Below are 18,388 nucleotides of genomic sequence, written 5' to 3' on the forward strand. Positions count from 1 at the left end.
GGTTGATGATGTTTTGTTTGAATTCTTTGTCGTAACGAGTTGGCATGTAAAAATTCCTTCCTTTTGAGAGACGATTTATTCATTATACGCTCTCTTAAAAGTTGTCTCAGGAATCAGCTTACATCCACCTTTTGTGCCTGCATAATCAAGATTTAAAAAGACGCCGTGATACAAGCCATTAAAATGATAGGTTACTTTTTGAGAGACCTGCGCATCACCGTTAGATTGAATTTTAACGTTGGTTTTGTAGTGATCAATAGAATAGCTGCGTGAGTCAGCGCTAACATTGACAATAGTTAGGCTAAAAAAAATGATTGGTGATAAAAAAATGAAGACTATCTTAAAAAAATTTTTCATATTTTCCTCCCATGGAAAATTAAACTGATTGGCCATTAAAGTTTGCGTGCAATATCGGATGTTATGATATGCTAATCATATCGTAAATAGATAAAATAAAAAATTTAATTTTTTGAAATAGAGGTAACAAAAAAACTATGACTTTTACATACTGTCCAAACTGTGGAAATAAATTAATACCCAAACTAGCCGGTGATGATGGTCAAATCCCATATTGTTCACATTGCGCGCGGTTTTGGTTTCCAACTTTTTCAGATTGCATTATTGTTCTCGTGGCAAATGAATTTCAAGAGTTAGCGTTGGTCCAGATGCCATACTTATCGACGCAATATGAGTCGTTTGTGTCAGGCTACATGAAACCGGGTGAAAGTGCTGAAGAAACAACTGAACGTGAAATTTATGAAGAACTTGGCCTAAGGGTTACTGATATTCAACCAGATGGGACACATTGGTTTAATGGTCATGATATGTTGATGCATGGTTTTATGAGTACTACTAAAAAGCAATCTTTAGTTCGTTCTCCTGAATTAGGATCAGCAAGATGGGTGCCAGCAAAAAAAGCAGGTCAATTTATGTTTCCGGATAAGCCGGGTAACACTGCGACAATTTTATATCGTCATTATTTACAACAACTGGCGTAAACCTAGAAAAAAATAAGCCAAAAGGCTTATTTTTTTACGCTTCAGATTGATTTTTTAATGGTTCTGCAGGATTTGCTTTATTAGGCTTGTCATTTAACAGGCATAGAATAAACACCGTGATTGTACCAAAAAATGGAATGAAGCCAAGAAAAACAAGGCCAGCACTTCTATTCGATCCTTGAAGACGACGTGCAGATAATGTGAACTGGGCAATAACCAATACAAGTCCGATTAAAACAATAATTGGATTGTTATTCGTGAGATGGACAGAAGCACCATTTGTAATTGTTTCTCCAGTCATAACGAAGATAATACCATATAAAATGTTGTAAACGAGGGTGGGAATTAAGTATTGTGCTCTGGTCGCTGTGGCATGCCACTTAAAAATTTTGGTCCAATATTCAACTAAACTCTTCATGTGATTATAAATCCTCCCAATAAATATTTTATAAATATACCATTATGATTTATCCAATTCAATTATGGATACTACAATAATTATTGTTAATTATAAATAAAGTATGAATTTGTAATAAAAATACTTGTAAAGTCATGTATTAATAACTAAGCAAATAACTTGTTTTCACACTACATCTATGGAATTATACGAGCATAAGCTGTCAGTTACTCAGTCTTTTTCGTGAAATTGCCGTAAATCCCAAGGAGGGGTCGCAATGACAAGTGAACCAAGAAGAGATCCACTGAATGATGAGTTGATAACACCGGAAAACGCTGTATTTACACTAATTGATTACCAACCAATGCAAATTAATTCCATTAACTCCATGCCCCATTCAACGTTAATTAAAAACACGCAAGAATTAATTAAACTGATGCAAGCATTTAAAATTCCGATTATTTTATCAACTGTGAACGTCAAAAATAGTCAAAACGAAGACACCATTCCAGCATTAAAAAAACTCATGCCAGATCTACCCAGTTATGACCGAACCTCGATTAATGCCTGGGAAGATGAAGATTATCAAGTAGCTTTAAAAGCCACCGGGCGCAATAAAATCATTATTGCGGCATTGTGGACAGAGGCATGCTTATCTTTTCCAGCTTTGGACGCATTGCAAGAAGGTTATGAGGTTTTCCCAGTAGTAGATGCCAGTGGTGGTACATCCACATTGGCACATGAAACGGCTCTCAGAAGAATTGAAAATGCTGGCGCTCAGTCAACCACCATTGCCCAATTAGGCTGTGAGTTGCAACGAGACTGGAATCAACATGAAACCGTGAAAGATTTTGTGCAAATTATGCGTGATTCTCGAGTGTTTGTGGACTTCCACTAGAGTGCGGAGTCAGCCGTTAAGAGGTCGTAGAATAAGCTAAAAATGGACTTGATCAGGTTTTGATCGAGTCCATTTTTAGTTTATTCCTAGATCTCTGGCTGACGGAGCACGTTTCAAATAGAACGAATGGTTAGAAAAAGAACTTGACCTTCTTTAACCAACCAAGCCGTAGCAAGCGCATCAAAAAAATTTACTACTCATTCCCCAAAAAATTCGCTATAATGGTCGACAAGCACAGGGGGGAATGAGAATATGGCCGGATTAAGTAATGCAATCGTGCAAGCATTATGGCACGATAATACTTTTGGATTAGAAATAGAACAACACCGAATTAACGGACAAGCACGACTCAGTCGTCATCCGTACCCCAATGAATTTGGTTCCAGAAAAACGCACCCGTATTTGCAATCAGATTTTACCGATACAATGATGGAACTTGTGACCGAACCAGCTCACAGCACAAAACAAGTGCTAGAAAATATGCGCGTGGTTCAACAAGTTTTATATGACCATTTAAAATCAGACGAGTCTATCTGGCCATTTAGTATGCCTCCCAAATTAGTGGATGATGATTTGCAATTTGCACATGAAAATTTTACTCGTGATTGGTATCAAGACTACCGTGATCATCTTGAAGAAAAGTATGGCATTTATCATGAAATTATTTGTGGTACCCATATCAATTTCAGTTTAAACCCACAATTAATTGAAACACTCTTCTCTGAAAGTGACACCAAAGATCACATTGATTTCGTGAATCATCTGTACTTTAAGATGGGCCAGTGGTTTGTGTTATACCGTTGGTTGTTTACGTATCTTTACGGGGCGACACCACTATCTGAAAATGAGTATCAACGCATTCCGTCTAATCTATCCGTACCCGTTCGCAGTTTACGCAATAGTAGTTTAGGTTATAGCAACAAACAGACTGAGCTGGTAACATATGACTCACTAGAAAAACAAGTTCAACAAATTGAAAATTATGTTGATCAGCAAATTTTTTACACACAACATGAGTTTTATGGGCCCGTGCGATTAAAGGGTGAGGATGATCTGCGGTCATTGATTAATTCTGGTGTACAGTATCTAGAATTTCGTTCTTTTGATTTAAATCCATTAACCGAGGTTGGTGTTGATCAAACACTTTTAGATTTTATGGAATTATTTTTGACATTTGCAGCCGTCAATGACTTGCCACAGTCAATTGAAAATCAATTGCAAGATGCTATTCAAAAAAATGAGGAAGTGGCATTGCAAGCTCCTGATCAACAGCCAGAATGGTTAACTGAGGCTAGTGATCAATTATTAAAACAGTTACAAAAATTTATCAATGATACAAATGCAGATGAACATTATCAGCAGGTATTAAATACAATCGAGCAGCGCATTCAGGACGTCACTAAAACAGTTGGCGCACAGGTTGCCGTCAACATTCAAGATCAAAGTTTGATCAAACTTGGTCAAACTATTGCACAGGAACGTAAGGATTGGTATCTTCCTAATGCTGGTTTGTCATTTTTAGCCGATCGGTATGATGGTCAACAAAGAAAAGGCCTTTATCGTGATATTATCGCAGGAAAAAAGGTCAAAATTACTGGCGCAGATTAATTTAAATAATGAACGAAAAAAGACATGCTAACTAGCATGTCTTTTTATTATTTATCATAAGTTCGTAATGCGGGTGGCGTGTAATTTGTCATAAAGTCATCAATTTCAGTGAGTGAATCAGAGAACAGTATTTTTTGCCTAGCGGATGCTTCCATGAAACCATGTTCAACCATCTGATCGAACATGTGTTGAAGTGGGTCATAATAGCCATTAATGTTATAAAACACACACGGACTCGCATTGTCGCCGATGACTGCCCATGAAAAAGCTTCACCAATTTCTTCCAGTGTTCCGGGGCCACCGGGTAGTGCGATGCAAGCATCTGATAAATCAAGCATCGCTTTTTTTCGAATCGACATATTTTCGACAATTTTTAAATGAGTAGACTGATTAAAAGCGAGACCACGATTTTTAAGTTCTTCAGGAATGAAGCCCCACACGATGCCACCGTTATCGATAACGGCACGGGCTACAATTCCCATCAAGCCAAATTTACCGCCACCGTAGACGAGTTCGTAATCTTTTTCAACGAGCCATTCACCAAGCTGTGCAGCACTGTCGCTGTATATTTCATCATTACCAACGGACGCACCACAATACACTGCAATTTTCTTCAAAACTAGTCACCTACTTTATTCAATACCTGTAATTATACGGCATTTCAAGGCAGAAAAAAATCACTCATCAAAAGATGAGTGGTTATTATGATTTATTTGGTATCAGGTGTGCCAAATTTACGTTGGAAATTAGCGATATTTGCATATTCGGTTTGTAATTGACGACTAAGACGAATATAGATTGGCACTAATTCACGATAAACAGGGTAGTTAGCTTCATTTGGTTGATAAGTATTGGTTTCACCGATGAAATCTTTTACTTTAGAAAGGTCATCAACGATACCCAAACTCTTCATACCCATGACAACAGCGGCAAGTGCACCACTTTCAAACGCATTTGGGATTGTCACTGGACTTTCAAAAATGTCAGCCAGCATTTGACGCCAGAGTTCTGAACGTGCAAAACCACCAGTAGCCATAATTTCTTTAGGTTTACCAACAACTTCTTCAAGGGCCAGCATCACGGTGTAAAGGTTGTACACAATACCTTCAAGCGCAGCACGGACCATGTGAGCTCGTGTATGATTACGAGTTAAACCGAAGAATGAACCACGCGCATTAGCATCCCAGATTGGTGCACGCTCACCACCTAAGAAGGGGTGGAACAAAAGACCATCTGAACCGGCAGGCACTTCAGAAGCAATTTGAGTTAACAAATCATATGAGTCCATTTTCATCATGTCAGCAGTTACTTTTTCAGGCGCAAAGAGTTGATCGCGCACCCAACGGAAGACGATACCACCGTTGTTAACTGGACCGCCAACAACCCACTTGTCTTTGGTTAATGCGTAACAAAAGACACGTCCTTTAGGATCAATTGTTGGTTTGTCAGTCACAACGCGGACGGCACCAGAAGTCCCGATGGTGACGGCGACTACGCCAGGATCAATGGCGTTAACGCCTAAGTTTGATAAGGTACCATCAGACGCACCCATGATAAATGGTGTCTCTTCAGGAATGCCGATCACTTTGGCGTATTCTTCACGCATGCCAGAAACTTGTTCTAATGGATCCACTAATTCAGGTAATTGATCACGAGAAACACCCGTTAATTCGAGTGCTTGTTCGTCCCAATCAAGATTGAAAATGTTGAACAACCCAGTGGCAGAAGCAATAGAATATTCTTCTTTTAACACACCGAACAAACGCCAGAAGATATATTCTTTAATACCAACCCAGTAAGCTGCATTGTCATAAATGTCTTTATGTTCATTTTTTAACCACATTAATTTATAAAGTGGTGACATTGGGTGGGTCGGGGTTCCGGTTTTCTTGTAGAGCTCAAAGCCGATACCATTTTGCTTATATTCATTAGCGTATTTCTCAGCCCGGTTATCAGCCCAAGTAATGACACGTGTAATTGGTTTGTGATCTTTATCTAAACCAATAAGACTGTGCATTGCGGCTGAAAATGAAACACCACGTAAAGTACCGTTCTTCAAATCAGCCTTACGAACTAATTCAGTGAGGGCATCAACCACAGCACTAAAAATTTCTTCGGGATCTTCTTCAGCCATATCAGGTTGGTCTTGATAGAGGGGATAGAGTTTATTTGCGTATCCTAGAACATTGCAGTCCATGTCATATAAAACGGCTTTGGTACTGGTAGTCCCAAGATCGACACCGATCATGTAATCCATGTAGATAGCTTCCTTTCAATTCAAGTGATTCTCTTATGCGATAAACATTTAGATATAATATAGGTATATCAAACGAATACCATTATATGGAAAAGGTTTTCACAATTCAAGGGGAATGGTGTAAAATGTTTTCAGAGTGTGGAGAGCGACTGGGAGATTCTGAGGATTGCTACGCTGTCCATAAAACTAAGCTGCTAAAGCAGCAAGGTTTATGGCAACGTGATATTAGTGAAATCCCCGTTTTTGGGATTTTACTAATATCGGGTTAACCGGAGGAATCTGTCGCTCGGAACACGTTTCAGTAAAAAAATAAACCCAGAGGAGCACCAAAAAATCCATGCAACAAGACAGCTTAATCACTATCCAAGCCTATTATGAAGGCCTAACCAAAAACGACAAAAAAATCGCAGATTACGTTCTCAATCACGGACAAGAGGTCCACGACCTAACCATCGAAGAACTAGCCAAAGCTTGTGCAACCTCAATTGCGTCAGTTTCACGTTTCGTCAAAAAGATTGGTTACACTAATTATCGCGAATTTTTGATGGATTTACCAAGAATTTCATCTACTTATGGGGATGTTTTTAGTGAGGTTGATGAAACTGATAGTGTTGATGTTATTACCGAAAAAACATTTAATGGGGCCATTCATGCCCTCCAATCAACCAAAAAAATGTTGTCTCAATCAAAATTGACAAAAGCTAGCAAAATGATCAGAGACTCTCATCATCTGGGTTTCTTTGGCTTGGGCGGCTCTTCAATTGTTGCCTTAGATGGGTATCACAAATTTTTGCGAACTAGTTTAAACACTGAGTATCACCCAGACTATGATATTCAACTAATGCAAGCAGTTAAAATGAACCAACAAGATTGTGCCATTGTGATTTCGCATTCGGGTAAGAATCAGCAAACGATGTTAATTGCAAAAGAATTGCATCGCCGTCATGTTTCATTAATTGTGATCACCAGTTATCCTGAAAGTGAATTAGCGCAACTAGCAGACTTAACGTTGATTTCAGTCGCTGAAGAAGTTAACTTTCGCTCTGAAAGTATGGCTTCATTAATTGCTCAACTCACTATTATGGATAGTTTATTTATGATCACGGCAGTTGGCCGGACCAAGATTTCGGAAGAAATTATCGCAGATGTCCGTCAGGTGATGGATCAAACCAGAAAAAAATAGTAAAGATCAACTGTCAGAACCATGGTTAAAACTCACTTTGGTATAATAGGACTATTGAAACAAAGGGGATTGTTATGACGCAACGCGAGTTAGAGCCAATCTATGATGATACGTTTACACGATCAAGTCGTCACAAACAATCAAAACGACACCATTATTTTGGGTGGGTCTTGATTGGTGTATTTGTGTTGGCACTGATCGGTTTTTTTGGTTGGCATAGTCATCGGCAGTCTGCACTTCAAAATTATCCAGTGCGTGGTGTTAGTGTTTCACAAGATGATGGGTATATTGATTTTCACCAGTTGCAATCAGCCAAATTAAAATTTGTTTATTTAAAAGCAACATCGGGTTCCAGTTATTTAGATGATAGCTTTAATGATGGTTACCAACGAGCAATTGGCACACAAATGCAAGTTGGAGTTTATCAAGAATTTAGTTTTACTTCGAGTGCCGAAAAGCAGTATAAGTATTTTGTGCAACAAATTGGCGCCAACACGGGTAATTTACCAATCGCAATTCACGTTACTTATTATGGTAAATATGCACAGCAAGCTCCAGATGCTCGAACACAAGGCAAAAAATTAGCCCAGTTGATTCGTTTATTATCGGAAAGGTACGGACAAAATTGTATTGTTTGGACGACGCCTGCAATTCAAAATAAAATTGTGACACCATATGTCGCACATGCTAAGAGTTGGTTGATTATGCCAAAATTAAAACGCTCGGGTGATCGGATTACATTTATGCAATACACTGGTAACGAAGAACTGAAGTTAAATGGCCAAAAAGTTGATTTGACTCAGTCAGTTTTCAATGGCACAAGAAAAGAATGGGAAGATCAGTTTTAGAAAGAAAAAAAGTGATGCTGGTGAGAGCATCACTTTAGCGAATAATAGCTAAAATTAATAAATTTAATTAAATGACGGTACAATAATTGGATATGTTTGCTCATCCGCTTCATCAATCAATGCGACTGGCCGTTGTTCATTTGCTTTAATTGTAATGTGATAGCCAAATTTATCAAGATAAATCAACTGTGTGTCATCAATTAATTCAACTGTCGTGGGAATAAGATGATGATCAATGGATAGCTTTAGTTCCGATGATATTTCAAGTTCATGATCACGGCTTCTTTGTTCATCATGAAAAACCCAGGTGCCGGCATAAAACAGCGGTAATGAAGTGGTTGTTACATGATTATTTCGTTTATGACCAAAGGAACTTGTTAAGCCAGCAATTAAACCAGCGCCAAATAATAGCGCGCCTCGCTTTTTCATCCCGTCACCTCCTTTAAATGTAGATTGTAATTCTAATGGATCAATAAATATATTATACACTAATATTGATTGTAAAATCATTACAATTATGTAAAAAACACTGATAAACTGATAAAATAGAGTGTAAAGATTAAATTGGAGGGCAAACATGCTACGACTAGGAATAATAGGCACCAATTGGATTACAGATCAATTTTTAGAAGCTGTTAATATTACAAAACAGTGGCAATTAACAACGGTGTATTCCAGAACGGAAAAACGCGCTGCAGAATATGCCCAAGCAAAAGGGGCGCAAGAGTTTTTTACAGACTTGAATGAATTCTTCGAAGCCGGTAGCTTTGACGTGGTTTATATTGCCTCACCAAATAGTTTACATTATGAGCAAGTGCGACAAGCCATTGAAAATGATAAGTACGTAATCGTCGAGAAACCAGCCTTTGTTAATCCGGATGAATTTGCTCAAATTGAGTCAGTTTTGAAAGCTCATCCACAAGCTCGGCTGGTCGAAGCTGCACGTCATATTCATACCCCATTATTTGGCAAAATTAAAGCGCAAGTCAAGCAAATGAACCCGGTTCAGGGAGCCACAATTACGTTTATGAAGTATTCATCGCGCTACGATCAAGTCTTAAACCATGAAACACCCAATGTTTTCTCGCAAAAATTTGCTGGTGGGGCGTTGCAAGACTTAGGGGTTTATCCAGTTTACTTTGCCTTAGCGCTGTTTGGTCAACCCCAAGGTGTGGTTTATTTCCCAACGATGATTGAAACTGGTGTAGATGGTAAGGGAGTTGCCATCTTGCAGTATACTGATTTCGAAGTAACCTTGAACTTTGGCAAAAATGCCAATTCCCATCTGCCTTCAGAAATTTATGGCTTAAAGGATACACTGGTGTTAGATAATCCTGCTGATTTAACTAGTGCCAGTTACTACACAGACAAGCAAGTTGAACAACCATTAACGGCCAATGTTGAAGCTAATTCAATGGTTGATGAAGTACGAGATTTTGGCGTATTGTTCGATAAACCACTAGATGATCAATTATTGAATAAATACCAAGAATGGTTTGATTTAAGTAGGTTGGTTAATGAAACAATGTATCAACTGCGACAATCAGCGCAGATTGAATTTCCCTCAGACACGAAAGAATAGGTGTGAAGAGAATTGATAGAGAAATTTGAAGAATACTTTAAGGAATCGGGTTTCAAGAAACCGACCGCGATTCAAACTGCAGTATACGATGCGATGCGCGCCGGTAAATCAGTATTAGGCATCGCCCCAACTGGATCAGGTAAAACGATTGCCTTTACGTTGCCTGCTTTGGAACGTTTAACTCCCAAACAAGGCATCCAAATGTTAGTTTTGTCCCCGTCCCAAGAACTAGCGATGCAAACCGCTAGTGTAATGCGCACTTGGGCAAAATTAGTTGATCTAAAAGTCACGGCCTTAGCTGGTGGTGCGAATATTCATCGACAAATCGACCGCTTAAAGCAACATCCTGAAATTGTGATTGGGACACCAGGGCGAATTCTACATTTGTTAGATAACCGTCATCTAAAATTAAGTCAGTTACAGACACTTATTATCGATGAAGCGGATGACATGCTTCAGGACGAAACATTAGGAGTCATCGAAGACATCGAGCGTAAAACACCATTATTGTGTCAACTAGGATTCTTTTCAGCTACGCGCACGAAAGTGTTAGATGAATTAAAATACATGTTTGGTCGCGATATCATTGAATATGATGTTCGTAGTATTGATGACACACAAGGACTAGTTCGGCATGGCCTCATGCAAATTAATCCAGATGGTCGTGCTGAAATGTTACGTCGTTTCAGTCATATTAAAGACTTTCGTGCCTTGGTGTTTTTCAATCAATCAAAGGCGATGCATCGCGCCTTTACAAAATTAAAGCATGATCATGTGAGTGCTGCCATTTTGGGTGGTGATCAGGGTAAATTAGAGCGTGAAAAAGCGCTGAGAATGTTTCGAAAACGTCAATTGAAGTTTTTGCTGACAACTGATGTTGCGGCTCGCGGCTTAGATATAGAAAAATTACCAGCGGTGATTAATTATGATTTACCAAAAGATGCCGTAACTTATGTGCATCGTGTTGGCCGAACAGGGCGCCAAGGTGAACCTGGAATGGTAGTTAATTTTGGGAATGATCATGACCTGCGTGATTTAAAAAAGTTGTTAGCTGATGAGAATTATGAATTGAATCCAATTTACTTTGACCATAATCGTTTAGTTGATGAAAAACCAAAATTGGGTGAACATGCCGTTGATTCACGCCGGAACACGCAGCATAAAATGCGTAAACAACAGCATGAAGACATTGCTGATAATGGTGTTCAAAAAAAGGTTAGTCATACGATTGACTTAGACCGAAATCATCAAACCAAGGCTAAAAAGAAGAAAAAGAATCGGCATCAAAAAGATAAAGGCATGCGCTTAAAGCGCCGCAAGCAAGCTGAAGAAAATAAAAAAGAAAACAAGTAATCCGATGGTGGAGTATTTATGATAAAATACTCTATGTTTTGGACCTATAGCACAACTGGATAGTGCACTCGCCTCCTAAGCGAATGATCCCGGTTCGAGCCTGGGTAGGTTCACTAGGGCGGATTTTCTAGCACCCTTGAGAATCCCTTATGTAACACCGCTTCCCTTGATATCATTGAGGTTAGCGGTTTTTTTGTTTAGTCAGAAAAAATCAGAAAAAAGCACCTAAAATCATACTTTCGCACCAAATTGGCACCAAATTGGTATTGACCAATAGAAAAATCGTAAAAGTGTGCGTGTTAAAAAGTTCGAAATCTCTAATCGCTTGCGCCAGTAGACTTTGAACCCTGTCGAAAGTGTGCCAAATTTTTATTTAGTAACGATAAAGTGCGATCTGTCTCTTCAGATTCAGTTTCTTTAAATAAGTGCGTGTATGTTTTTAAAGTGGTTTCAATTGATGCATGGCCTAGTCTTTTGGAAACATATTCGACTTTAATTCCATTGGCTAATAGATAGCTTGCATGCGTGTGTCTTAGCCCGTGGAACGTGATTTTTTTACTTGCGTGTATCTTTTTCAATACTCTAGCTAAAACCTTGTTAACGCCATTAGAAGACGGAATTTCACCACGTGTGTTAATGAAGATGAATTTGTGTGGATTGTCAGTCTTGTTGAATAAGTGTTGCATTTCGATTAACTTATCCAGATAACCACCCAGTTTTTCAGGTATATCAATCACTCGTACAGAACTTGGATTTTTAGTCGGTTTAAATGGGTTCTTAGCTGTAGGCTTGGAGCGATTATAAGTTCTTTTAACCTGAATTCGGTTAAATACATCGAAATAATCATCTTCAGTAAGCCCTTGTACTTCTGCCAATCGCATTCCTGTCATCAATGAAGTAAATATCATTGCATAAGAGATATTGTAGATATCTACTTTATCTTCAAGATATTCAATTAAATGTTCTGCATCCGTTTTATCCAGGTATTTTCGTGACTCGTCCACACCAGTGCCACCGAAAACTTCAGCTAGTTGGGTGAAATCTTTAAGGATTACATCATCAGCTACAGCATACTTAACTGCAATTTGCACTGCATTATGCAGCTTGGAAACTGAATTCTTAGCATGATTTTTGGCATAGGCATTCAAGAAATTTTGATAGTCCATGCGATTAATATCATGCATGAGCGTATCACCAAAATAACCTTTAATAATGTTATAATCAGTTCTATATCGATCCTGTGTAGCAGGTGAGACATGATCTTTCTTTATACTCTTGTACCACTTCCAGAAGTAATCTGTTAATGAAATATCTTCTTCTGAAAATGGTTTATTAGTAGTTTGCAGTGTGTTCTTTATTTCCGTTTCCCACTTAACTGCATTTGTTTTAAGTGAGAAAGTTTTTGTTACAGACTTACGTGTGCCGTTATGAGTGTAGAATACTCTAACAGTCCACCCAGTTTTAGATTTTTTAATCATATATATCATCCTTTCAAATGCTCTGGCAGGAGTTTTATTTGAAGATGATAGCTTGGCATCACTTCCTTTCGTGGTATAATTGAATACATCAAAGGCGTACACATACGTGTATTCTTTCGCTTAGCACATCCATTATCTTGGCGGGTAGGGGATGTGCTTTTTTTGGTTAATTAAATACCTAATATTTGTTTTTTCTTAGCATCAAATTCTTCTTGCGTGAGAATACCTTCATCAACTAAACCTTTTAGTTCACGAAGTTCATCAACAACTGAAGTTTGTGACTGAACGGGCTGTGGTTGTGCAGGTTGTTGTTTTTTATTCATAAAATCAGTACGGGCTTGTTTTACAGCGTCAACCATAATTGGAGCAGTGGCTTTATTAACGTTTTCAACCTTTGTAGTAACAGCACCGTTTACAATTGAAATATCTCCAAATAACATACCTTTTGAATAATTTACTGAATTAACCATATCCAAAGGAATTTCTGTGGATTTAATACCATATACTAAGCCTTTATCTATGAATAAAATTCTAGTATCAGTGCATACCATTAAAATAGTATTAGCATCTACAATACCGCTAGTTGCATATTTAACAACTTCATCATCAGCAAGAATATCTGGCAGTGCATTTACTTCTTTACGTGTTCCAAACAAATCTGAAACACCGGCATCAATAAATTGTTGATTGATTATTTTAAGCTTTGCCTCATTGGATGCAGTTTTTTCAATTATATCCTGCTTTTTTTGTTCTTTTTTTTGCAATTTAGCTTGTTGATTTTCAGCTTTAATGTCAATTGGCTTTCCACTATCAAGTATTTTTTGTACGTCAGCAACAGTATGAGACGTTCCCCAGTCAACAGAAGCAAATGCTCCTTTAATGCCAGCTTTAAGAGCACACTTACCGTCGATAAATCCATCTTGTAAATTGACAGAATCTGAATCCAGCATTTTAATTTTATCTCCACATATTGCACAAGTTTTTGCCATTTAAAACATCTCCCAGTAGTTAGCGAAGTTTTATGTCTTTAGCGTTTTTGGACATACATCTTAATAAAATCCTTTAAATGATTTTTCTATCTGAAATGGATTCATAGTTTGATATGCACGTACTTTGTTAATCGCACTGTTAAACTCATTACCACATTCAAATTGATTGTATCGAAGTAATCGATAGTACAATGCACCATGGCTTATACCAAATTTTTTACATATTGAATTGAATGTTAGCTTTTTGTCATTTATCCAATATCTAATAGCTGATTCATTAATCATAAGCATGCCAGCCCCAATGTTTGCTTCAATCTCACGTACATTTTCTGCTTCATCGTAGCCTTGATTAGCTATCAAATCGGAGAAATGTTCGCCAGTTGCTCCTTGTTTTGAATGGACCTGATAGTGGTACAGTTCATGCATTAATGTGAAGTGCTGCCTAACTAGTGGAAGAGTAGTGTTATAACCAATAATTGAACGACCGTTTTTGGTTCTCATAGATCCACTAATTGAATTTTTTGTGGCATTTGCAAATTCATAGCCTTTAAATTTTATATAGTTTTTATCCCGATAAAGGTTAGCTACTTCACGCCACGTTATATTTTTTGAATCGATATTAGCATTCCAATTTACATGAAAGATAATATTGTTGGCGTTTTGTCTAACCAATTCGTAGTGTTCAGTTTCGTCACTCATTAGAATCGATCTCCTGGGTCATCAGAGTCAAGATTATCTTCTAAAAACTTGGAATATTTCTCTAGGTCTTTTATGAATTCATCTCGTTTTGATGGGTCAATTTTCGATATGTCAATACGAAAGTAATCGTTAACGTCTTCTTTAGGCTCTTCATTTCCTAACAGATAATCAACCGATACATCCAAAACTTTAGCAACTTTAGATAAAGAATCAGCGGTTGGAGTTTGATCTTTCCAACGGTAAATACTATTAATTCCGATTCCAGCTTTATCGGCTGTTGTTTTTAAATTCCATCCACGTTTTTTTGCAACTTCTTTAATTCTCTCAACTAGCGTCATATCAATGATTCTCCTAGCAAGACAAATATTAAATAATTGAATTCAGTAATTAAAACTTTACAAAAGTACTGAATTCAGTTATTATTAATTCATCAAGTAATTAAGCAACAAAATACTAAGCCATATTATCAATGCTTTGGCGGCTAAGGGTAATAGGTAAGTAATTTGTGTTTATTTGTTATGCCTTTATTGTACTGAATTCAGTACAAAAATGCAACTACTTGATAAATAAATTACTGAAGGTGGTGAAAATATGGAATTAATAATTAGAGGAAAACCTCATGAAATAAAAGAAGTGCTCCAAGCTATTGAAGGTAGCAAGGAACACAAAAAGATTAAAGCAAATTTGGTTACGCATATCAGTCAACAAAATTAATTGTTTCATTGTGAATAGTGATGTTATGGCAATCTGCACATGCAAAAATTTGTACAGGCAATCCGCTGTCTACGATTTTATTTTCTGATTTTGAAAATCCAACAATCAAAAAAGAGTCAGCACCATTGGCAGGATCTAGCTCACCAAAATTATCACTACCACAAAGTGGACACTTATCCATGATATCACCACCAATATTTTGAATTGCTTTAAGTATACCAAAGAGAAAGGAGCGATTTAATTGGCAGAACAAGAATTAGAGTCATCTGTCAAGTCAATCAAACGTGAAATTAAAACTGCCTTGATTGAACGAGACATGCAACAAGCAGAGTTAGCCAAGTTAATAGACGAAGGTGTAACTCAAGTTAGCCGTGCTGTTAACGGTGATAGTTCACCAAAGTCAATTAATATTCGAAAGAAGATCTATCGAGTATTAAATATCAAACAGTAGGTGATCCAAATGTTAGAAACAGACGAACTACTGACCCGCAAACGGGTAGCTGACGAAATCTTGCACGTGTCACCGAATACGGCAGATAAGGAATACTTATACGAAAAAGGCTTCCCATATATTCAAGAAGGCAAACGGAGAAAATATTTGAAATCGTCAGTGATCGAATGGTTAAAACAGAACCAAAAATACAGTTAAGACTCTGGCAGGAGTTTAAGGAGCTGATTTGAAATGAAACAAAATACTGAACAATGGTTACAAGCTTTAGTCTTAGTAGGCGGATTCTTCATGTTACTAGGGTTCGTTAACTGGTTGGATGTGGTGATCAAATGAAAGGCTACTACGCAGGAAACGAATACTGGGAACGTTACAGATTATTTAGTAGATTCAAACAAAAATTGAATGAGAAAAAACTAAAAAAAATTGGATATATCAAATGTTCAAATTGTAAACATATGACACATCCAGGCAATTATTGTGAGTTTTGTGGGAGAAAGCTTATTTAATATGTAACTCCTTCAAAGCAGCTTCAGACGCTAATTCAATCATGATATCCTTTAAGGCTTCCGCAACAAATTTTCCAGCCTTAGCACTATAAATCTTAAATTTAATGGCAGCTAATTTTGTTTTAGGACTATCTATTAGCAAATCAGGAATGGTGTTATTGAAGTCTGATTTGTCTTCATCACTAAGTTCAGAAAGATTGATTATTTCTTGAGTTGATTTAATTTCTGTTTCAGTCCATGGATAAGGCTTACCGCAGTTTTTGCAGTATTTAGGAACGGGCACATGAATTGAAACTTCCCAAACACCATCAATTCTGTGATAGCCAAAAATTGGAAAGTCACATTGTTGGCATTTAGATATTAATTTTTCTCCACATATTTCACAAAAGCCATCTATATTGGCATTCATTGGTTTCATTACGCTGGCTTGATGACCATTTAAACAAATCAATTGCTTCAACTGTATACCCATTTAAAAACCTCCCAAAAATTATTACTTAGATTATCTCACAAGGAGTTGATTATCATGATAGTTAAAAACAAATATCTCATGGAAACTAACTGTATCTACAAAAAAACCGACTCGCATTGCAGTGCGAATCGGTACAGAAGAAAAATTTTATCTGTTGCTATTTTATCACGAATAGGGGGCTGGCTCAATGGGCATAGACAATCCAATCACAAAAAACGCTGGCGATGAGTTCTTTGGTGAAATGAACCGAGACGGGCAGAAGATTATCCCACTGACGATTGCCAAAACTTACGATGGCAAACCACTCACTAAGGATGATGATTTCTGCACACTGTGGGGCGATAACTATTTCAGAGATGAAAGCACACGATTTTTAAGTTATCTAATCGCCACATATGGTGCTGATCAATTACTAGCAGAGTTAGGAGCTGAAGAACATCGATGATTTAGAAAAACGAATCAATCAAATTATTGCTGACGCACTAGCGAATGCTAGGAAAAAGAAAACTTATCGGCAAGGGATCAACTATCTCAAAGGATTGCAAGATAAGACTAAAAAAATTGAATGGCACGACCTGGATCGATCATTGATTGAACCTGCTACCCAGTTAGTAGCGGCTGCCTATGGTCAAGCAATCTATGAATTACAAAATGAAATGTACAGTCAGGAGATAAAAAATGAAGATAACTAACGGGAAAAATATTTCATTGAAGAAAAACTGGAAAGTCATTTTATATGGCAAACCAGGTGTTGGAAAAACTAGCTCCATTAAATTACTAACAGGTAAGACATTAGTTCTTGCTTTGGATAACTCACAGAAAGTCTTAAACGGACAAGCCAACATTGATGTGTGGAAAGATGATATCTTCCCAGATGATGATATGGAACATGGATTTGATCGTGAACATCCAGAAGAATCAATGATTAAATTCTTCAAGGACACAGATGAAATTTCAAAAACATATGACAATTTAGTGATTGATAATATTTCATCATTTGAAAAAGATTGGTTCGTTGAAAAAGGTAAATCAAGTAAAAACGGTATTTCAAATGAAATTCAAGACTATTCACAATGGACTAACTACTTTGCCCGTATCATGACATCACTTTACATGATTCCAAATATCAATATTGTGACGACTGCTTGGGAAACACAGCAACAAATTACCACAGCAAGTGGACAGGTATTCAACCAGTTTGCCCCTGAAATTCGAGCGAGTGTGCGAGACGGTTTGCTAGGTTTAGCAGACGTGGTCGGCAGAATGTTAATTAATCCAGACTCAGGCACACGGGGAGTCATTCTCGAAGGTGATGATTCAGTCTACGCCAAGAACCGGTTAGACAGTCGTACATCTGCAACTATCGAGGAGCTGTTTAAGTTTGGCAATTAAACTCTATGATTATCAAACACAGCTAGTTAATCAAGCTAGACAGTCACTTATGAATGGCAATCAATCAGTCTTACTAGTTAGTCCAGCAGGTAGTGGTAAATCAATCATCATTGCTGACATTGCTAGACGAGCGATTAATAAAGGCGGACACGTTATGTTTACTGTTCACAGACAGGAACTGATTAATCAAATCACTCAGAGTTTTGAACAAGCTGGGGTCGATTTATCCCACACCACGATCATGACTGTGGGCAAGATTGTTAATCGATTAGACGTACTGCCAAAGCCAACACTGATTATCACAGATGAAACGCACCACTCTCTAGCTAAGACGTACCGTAAAATTTACGACTATTACCCGGACGTTCCAAGACTAGGATTTTCTGCCACGCCATGGCGAATGAGTGGTAAAGGATTTGACGATATTTACGAAACGATGGTTGAAGGACCTGACGTGAAATGGTTAATCAAAAATAACTATCTCGCACCATATAAGTATTTTTCAGTCAATTTAATTAATGAAAATAAACTGAAAACTTCCAGTACTGGCGACTTTACCAATA

24 protein-coding genes and 1 tRNA gene are annotated in these 18,388 nt (G+C 37.5%); 15 read left to right on the plus strand and 10 right to left on the minus strand.

The genetic code is table 11. The annotated features are described in order from the left end of the window. Positions 1 to 75: 75 nt before the first annotated feature. Positions 76 to 357 carry a DUF2207 domain-containing protein gene (locus ACYVQZ_RS09560; RefSeq protein ID WP_461241157.1) on the minus strand — a complete coding sequence of 94 codons (282 nt, stop codon included), beginning with the start codon at positions 355 to 357 and terminating at the stop codon, positions 76 to 78. A 272-nt stretch (positions 358 to 629) separates the two neighbouring features. Here ACYVQZ_RS09560 and ACYVQZ_RS09565 point away from each other — a divergent pair, with 272 nt between their 5' ends. Further along, positions 630 to 998, plus strand: coding sequence for an NUDIX domain-containing protein (locus tag ACYVQZ_RS09565; protein WP_461241158.1), 369 nt, complete (start codon positions 630 to 632; stop codon positions 996 to 998). A gap of 34 nt (positions 999 to 1,032) precedes the next feature. Here ACYVQZ_RS09565 and ACYVQZ_RS09570 read toward each other — a convergent pair whose 3' ends face one another. Next, positions 1,033 to 1,416, minus strand: a complete 384-nt coding sequence (locus ACYVQZ_RS09570; protein WP_461241159.1) for a DUF805 domain-containing protein — start codon at positions 1,414 to 1,416, stop codon at positions 1,033 to 1,035. Between the two features lie 256 nt (positions 1,417 to 1,672). On the opposite strand from ACYVQZ_RS09570, the gene ACYVQZ_RS09575 reads away from it, so the two are divergent. Together ACYVQZ_RS09575 and ACYVQZ_RS09580 are read left to right on the plus strand one after the other, a co-directional pair. After that, on the plus strand, positions 1,673 to 2,293 hold the full coding sequence (locus ACYVQZ_RS09575; RefSeq protein ID WP_461241160.1) for a hydrolase: 621 nt from the start codon (positions 1,673 to 1,675) through the stop codon (positions 2,291 to 2,293). 252 nt (positions 2,294 to 2,545) lie between these two features. Beyond that, entirely contained in the window at positions 2,546 to 3,901 is a 1,356-nt protein-coding gene (locus ACYVQZ_RS09580; RefSeq protein ID WP_461241161.1) for a glutamate--cysteine ligase, read from the plus strand. A 47-nt stretch (positions 3,902 to 3,948) separates the two neighbouring features. Here ACYVQZ_RS09580 and ACYVQZ_RS09585 read toward each other — a convergent pair whose 3' ends face one another. Together ACYVQZ_RS09585 and gntK are read right to left on the minus strand one after the other, a co-directional pair. After that, positions 3,949 to 4,518, minus strand: a complete 570-nt coding sequence (locus tag ACYVQZ_RS09585; RefSeq protein WP_461241162.1) for an LOG family protein — start codon at positions 4,516 to 4,518, stop codon at positions 3,949 to 3,951. A 92-nt stretch (positions 4,519 to 4,610) separates the two neighbouring features. Then, entirely contained in the window at positions 4,611 to 6,158 is a 1,548-nt protein-coding gene (gntK, locus tag ACYVQZ_RS09590) for a gluconokinase (protein ID WP_461241163.1), read from the minus strand. Positions 6,159 to 6,495: 337 nt separating this feature from the next. Between gntK and ACYVQZ_RS09595 the strand changes: the two genes are divergently transcribed. Both ACYVQZ_RS09595 and ACYVQZ_RS09600 read left to right on the plus strand, forming a co-directional pair. After that, on the plus strand, positions 6,496 to 7,341 hold the full coding sequence (locus ACYVQZ_RS09595) for a MurR/RpiR family transcriptional regulator (protein WP_461241164.1): 846 nt from the start codon (positions 6,496 to 6,498) through the stop codon (positions 7,339 to 7,341). A 74-nt stretch (positions 7,342 to 7,415) separates the two neighbouring features. Further along, positions 7,416 to 8,189 carry a GH25 family lysozyme gene (locus tag ACYVQZ_RS09600; protein WP_461241165.1) on the plus strand — a complete coding sequence of 258 codons (774 nt, stop codon included), beginning with the start codon at positions 7,416 to 7,418 and terminating at the stop codon, positions 8,187 to 8,189. A 63-nt stretch (positions 8,190 to 8,252) separates the two neighbouring features. On the opposite strand, the gene ACYVQZ_RS09605 is transcribed toward ACYVQZ_RS09600, so the two are convergent. Then, on the minus strand, positions 8,253 to 8,618 hold the full coding sequence (locus ACYVQZ_RS09605; protein ID WP_461241166.1) for a DUF4828 domain-containing protein: 366 nt from the start codon (positions 8,616 to 8,618) through the stop codon (positions 8,253 to 8,255). Positions 8,619 to 8,766: 148 nt separating this feature from the next. On the opposite strand from ACYVQZ_RS09605, the gene ACYVQZ_RS09610 reads away from it, so the two are divergent. From ACYVQZ_RS09610 to ACYVQZ_RS09620, 3 genes are all read left to right on the plus strand, one after another. Continuing rightward, a complete protein-coding gene (locus ACYVQZ_RS09610) occupies positions 8,767 to 9,771 on the plus strand; it encodes a Gfo/Idh/MocA family protein (RefSeq protein WP_461241167.1) in 1,005 nt (334 codons plus the stop codon). Between the two features lie 12 nt (positions 9,772 to 9,783). Then, positions 9,784 to 11,124: a DEAD/DEAH box helicase gene (locus ACYVQZ_RS09615; protein WP_461241168.1), complete on the plus strand. Its 1,341-nt coding sequence runs from the start codon at positions 9,784 to 9,786 to the stop codon at positions 11,122 to 11,124. A 40-nt stretch (positions 11,125 to 11,164) separates the two neighbouring features. Continuing rightward, a tRNA-Arg gene (locus tag ACYVQZ_RS09620) sits at positions 11,165 to 11,237 on the plus strand. Between the two features lie 204 nt (positions 11,238 to 11,441). Here ACYVQZ_RS09620 and ACYVQZ_RS09625 read toward each other — a convergent pair. From ACYVQZ_RS09625 to ACYVQZ_RS09640, 4 genes are all read right to left on the minus strand, one after another. Next, positions 11,442 to 12,602, minus strand: coding sequence for a tyrosine-type recombinase/integrase (locus ACYVQZ_RS09625; protein ID WP_461241169.1), 1,161 nt, complete (start codon positions 12,600 to 12,602; stop codon positions 11,442 to 11,444). Between the two features lie 170 nt (positions 12,603 to 12,772). Then, positions 12,773 to 13,591, minus strand: coding sequence for a PH domain-containing protein (locus ACYVQZ_RS09630; RefSeq protein WP_461241170.1), 819 nt, complete (start codon positions 13,589 to 13,591; stop codon positions 12,773 to 12,775). 60 nt (positions 13,592 to 13,651) lie between these two features. Continuing rightward, complete coding sequence (locus ACYVQZ_RS09635) at positions 13,652 to 14,290, minus strand: ImmA/IrrE family metallo-endopeptidase (RefSeq protein WP_461241171.1); 639 nt, start codon at positions 14,288 to 14,290, stop codon at positions 13,652 to 13,654. Then, entirely contained in the window at positions 14,290 to 14,628 is a 339-nt protein-coding gene (locus tag ACYVQZ_RS09640) for a helix-turn-helix domain-containing protein (protein WP_461241172.1), read from the minus strand. The genes ACYVQZ_RS09635 and ACYVQZ_RS09640 overlap by 1 nt, the downstream gene beginning before the upstream one ends. Positions 14,629 to 14,881: 253 nt before the next feature. On the opposite strand from ACYVQZ_RS09640, the gene ACYVQZ_RS09645 reads away from it, so the two are divergent. The 3 genes from ACYVQZ_RS09645 (at position 14,882) to ACYVQZ_RS09655 (ending at position 15,653) form a co-directional block, all read left to right on the plus strand. Further along, positions 14,882 to 15,004 (plus strand): hypothetical protein, encoded by a 123-nt coding sequence (locus tag ACYVQZ_RS09645; RefSeq protein WP_461241173.1) that lies wholly within the window; start codon positions 14,882 to 14,884, stop codon positions 15,002 to 15,004. Between the two features lie 241 nt (positions 15,005 to 15,245). Then, entirely contained in the window at positions 15,246 to 15,455 is a 210-nt protein-coding gene (locus ACYVQZ_RS09650) for a helix-turn-helix domain-containing protein (RefSeq protein ID WP_461241174.1), read from the plus strand. A gap of 9 nt (positions 15,456 to 15,464) precedes the next feature. Then, entirely contained in the window at positions 15,465 to 15,653 is a 189-nt protein-coding gene (locus ACYVQZ_RS09655) for a helix-turn-helix domain-containing protein (RefSeq protein WP_461241175.1), read from the plus strand. A gap of 300 nt (positions 15,654 to 15,953) precedes the next feature. Here ACYVQZ_RS09655 and ACYVQZ_RS09660 read toward each other — a convergent pair whose 3' ends face one another. After that, positions 15,954 to 16,433, minus strand: a complete 480-nt coding sequence (locus tag ACYVQZ_RS09660; RefSeq protein WP_461241176.1) for a DUF2321 domain-containing protein — start codon at positions 16,431 to 16,433, stop codon at positions 15,954 to 15,956. A gap of 187 nt (positions 16,434 to 16,620) precedes the next feature. Between ACYVQZ_RS09660 and ACYVQZ_RS09665 the strand changes: the two genes are divergently transcribed. From ACYVQZ_RS09665 to ACYVQZ_RS09680, 4 genes are all read left to right on the plus strand, one after another. Further along, positions 16,621 to 16,878: a hypothetical protein gene (locus tag ACYVQZ_RS09665; RefSeq protein WP_461241177.1), complete on the plus strand. Its 258-nt coding sequence runs from the start codon at positions 16,621 to 16,623 to the stop codon at positions 16,876 to 16,878. 94 nt (positions 16,879 to 16,972) lie between these two features. Beyond that, positions 16,973 to 17,125, plus strand: a complete 153-nt coding sequence (locus tag ACYVQZ_RS09670; protein WP_461241178.1) for a hypothetical protein — start codon at positions 16,973 to 16,975, stop codon at positions 17,123 to 17,125. After that, positions 17,112 to 17,825, plus strand: coding sequence for an AAA family ATPase (locus ACYVQZ_RS09675; protein ID WP_461241179.1), 714 nt, complete (start codon positions 17,112 to 17,114; stop codon positions 17,823 to 17,825). The genes ACYVQZ_RS09670 and ACYVQZ_RS09675 overlap by 14 nt, the downstream gene beginning before the upstream one ends. Next, positions 17,815 to 18,388 (plus strand): DEAD/DEAH box helicase (locus ACYVQZ_RS09680; protein WP_461241180.1); only part of this gene is annotated, 574 nt, incomplete at its 3' end. The genes ACYVQZ_RS09675 and ACYVQZ_RS09680, both read left to right, overlap by 11 nt.

It is taken from the genome of Paucilactobacillus salsurae (assembly GCF_054784995.1).

Excerpts from the sequence above, each read along its gene's own strand:
- ACYVQZ_RS09560 (WP_461241157.1), bottom strand. The coding sequence starts at position 357 with ATGAAAAATTTTTTTAAGATAGTCTTCATTTTTTTATCACCAATCATT.
- ACYVQZ_RS09570 (WP_461241159.1), bottom strand. The coding sequence starts at position 1,416 with ATGAAGAGTTTAGTTGAATATTGGACCAAAATTTTTAAGTGGCATGCC.
- ACYVQZ_RS09575 (WP_461241160.1), top strand. The coding sequence starts at position 1,673 with ATGACAAGTGAACCAAGAAGAGATCCACTGAATGATGAGTTGATAACA.
- ACYVQZ_RS09580 (WP_461241161.1), top strand. The coding sequence starts at position 2,546 with ATGGCCGGATTAAGTAATGCAATCGTGCAAGCATTATGGCACGATAAT.
- gntK (WP_461241163.1), bottom strand. The coding sequence starts at position 6,158 with ATGGATTACATGATCGGTGTCGATCTTGGGACTACCAGTACCAAAGCC.
- ACYVQZ_RS09595 (WP_461241164.1), top strand. The coding sequence starts at position 6,496 with ATGCAACAAGACAGCTTAATCACTATCCAAGCCTATTATGAAGGCCTA.
- ACYVQZ_RS09600 (WP_461241165.1), top strand. The coding sequence starts at position 7,416 with ATGACGCAACGCGAGTTAGAGCCAATCTATGATGATACGTTTACACGA.
- ACYVQZ_RS09605 (WP_461241166.1), bottom strand. The coding sequence starts at position 8,618 with ATGAAAAAGCGAGGCGCGCTATTATTTGGCGCTGGTTTAATTGCTGGC.
- ACYVQZ_RS09610 (WP_461241167.1), top strand. The coding sequence starts at position 8,767 with ATGCTACGACTAGGAATAATAGGCACCAATTGGATTACAGATCAATTT.
- ACYVQZ_RS09625 (WP_461241169.1), bottom strand. The coding sequence starts at position 12,602 with ATGATTAAAAAATCTAAAACTGGGTGGACTGTTAGAGTATTCTACACT.
- ACYVQZ_RS09630 (WP_461241170.1), bottom strand. The coding sequence starts at position 13,591 with ATGGCAAAAACTTGTGCAATATGTGGAGATAAAATTAAAATGCTGGAT.
- ACYVQZ_RS09635 (WP_461241171.1), bottom strand. The coding sequence starts at position 14,290 with ATGAGTGACGAAACTGAACACTACGAATTGGTTAGACAAAACGCCAAC.
- ACYVQZ_RS09640 (WP_461241172.1), bottom strand. The coding sequence starts at position 14,628 with ATGACGCTAGTTGAGAGAATTAAAGAAGTTGCAAAAAAACGTGGATGG.
- ACYVQZ_RS09645 (WP_461241173.1), top strand. The coding sequence starts at position 14,882 with ATGGAATTAATAATTAGAGGAAAACCTCATGAAATAAAAGAAGTGCTC.
- ACYVQZ_RS09655 (WP_461241175.1), top strand. The coding sequence starts at position 15,465 with ATGTTAGAAACAGACGAACTACTGACCCGCAAACGGGTAGCTGACGAA.
- ACYVQZ_RS09660 (WP_461241176.1), bottom strand. The coding sequence starts at position 16,433 with ATGGGTATACAGTTGAAGCAATTGATTTGTTTAAATGGTCATCAAGCC.
- ACYVQZ_RS09665 (WP_461241177.1), top strand. The coding sequence starts at position 16,621 with ATGGGCATAGACAATCCAATCACAAAAAACGCTGGCGATGAGTTCTTT.
- ACYVQZ_RS09675 (WP_461241179.1), top strand. The coding sequence starts at position 17,112 with ATGAAGATAACTAACGGGAAAAATATTTCATTGAAGAAAAACTGGAAA.